Below are 1,631 nucleotides of genomic sequence, written 5' to 3' on the forward strand. Positions count from 1 at the left end.
GAGCGCGGCGTGGAGGGTGGCGTCGAGGAGTGCGGGGTGGATGGTGAAGGTGTCGGGTTCGGTGGGGAGGGTGATCTCGGCGTAGATGTGGTCGTTGTGGCGCCATAGTCGGTGCAGTCCTTGGAATGCGGCGCCGTAGTGGTATCCCTGGGTGGCGAGGGTGTCGTAGGTGACGTCGACGGGTTGTGCTCCGGCTGGGGGCCAGGTGGTGAGGTTCCAGTCGGGGGTTGGTGTCTCGGGGGCCAGGGTGCCTGTCGCGTGGCATGTCCAGGAGGTGGTGGTGCCGGTGTCCGGGCGGGCGTCGATCCGGATGGGGCGCGCACCGTCTCCGGTGGGCGGTTCGCCGATCTCCACTCGTAGCCTGACGGCTCCGTGTTCGGGCAGGACGAGTGGTGTTTGTACGGTCAGTTCGCGGATGCTGCCGGCGTCGGCCTGGTCGGCGGCGTGTACGGCCAGTTCGGCGAAGGCGGCGCCGGGGAACACGAGGGTGTCGGCCACTTGGTGGTCGGCCAGCCAGGGGTGGGTGGCCAGGGAGACCCGGCCGGTGAGGACCAGGCCGGCCGCGCTCTCGGTGACCGCGCCGAGCAGGGGGTGACCGGCCGCGGTCAGACCGACTGCACCGACATCACGACGGCCGGTGTGCGGGGTCAGCCAGTACCGTGTCCGCTCGAACGGATAGGAAGGCAGGGGGACATGTCCGCCGGGGTCCTGGCTCGCGGGGTTCCAGCGGTCGGTGGCGCCGGTGGTGAAGGCTTCGCTGGTGGAGTGGAGGAAGGTGGTGAGGTCGCCGTGGTGGCGGCGGAGTGTGCCGATGGCGTGGGCGGGGGTGTGTGTGGTGTCGATGGTTTCTTGGATGCCGGGGGTCAGGACGGGGTGGGGGCTGGATTCGATGAAGGTGTGGTGGCCGTTGTTGAGGAGTTGTCGGGTGGTGGCTTCGAACTGGACGGTGTGGCGGAGGTTGCGGAACCAGTAGTCGGCGTCGAGTTGGGTGGTGTCGATGTGTTGTCCGGTGAGGGTGGAGTAGAAGGGGATTTGGCTGGGTCGGGGGCGGATCGGGGTCAGTAGGTCCAGGACCTGGTCGTGGATCTGGTCGACGTGGGGGGAGTGGGAGGCGTAGTCGACGGGGATGCGCCAGGTGCGGATGTTCTCGGCGTCGAGGGCGGTCTGGAGTGTGTCGAGGTCGTCGGCGTTGCCGGAGACGACGGTGGAGGTGGGGCCGTTGATCGCGGCGATCTCGGTGTCGCCGCCTTGTTGTTGGAGTCGTGGCCGTACTTGGTCGACGGGCAGGGCGATCGACACCATCCCGCCCTGGCCCGTCAGGGTCCGGATGGCCTGGCTGCGCAGGGTCACCACGCGGGCGGCGTCTTCGAGGGAGAGGGCTCCTGCCACGTATGCGGCGGCGATTTCTCCTTGGGAGTGTCCTACGACGGCGTCGGGGTGTACTCCGTGGGCTTCCCAGAGTGCGGCCAGTGACACCATGACCGCGAACAGTGCCGGCTGCACCACGTCGACCCGGGACAGGGGTGTCGAGGTGTTGTCGTTGAGGAGTGTGTCGAGCAGGTCCCATTCGACGAAGGCGGACAGTGCCTTGGCGCATTCCTCCAGGCGTGTCCTGAAGGCGGGGGCGGTTG

At 68.2% G+C, this 1,631-nt stretch carries 1 protein-coding gene; it reads right to left on the reverse strand.

Annotated elements, in window-relative coordinates:
* A partial coding sequence (locus RBJ65_RS41975) for an acyltransferase domain-containing protein (protein WP_306324366.1) occupies positions 1-1,631 on the reverse strand: 1,631 nt, incomplete at both ends.

Source organism: Streptomyces sp. KL109B, from assembly GCF_030766935.1.
Classification (GTDB): Bacteria; Actinomycetota; Actinomycetes; order Streptomycetales; family Streptomycetaceae; genus Streptomyces.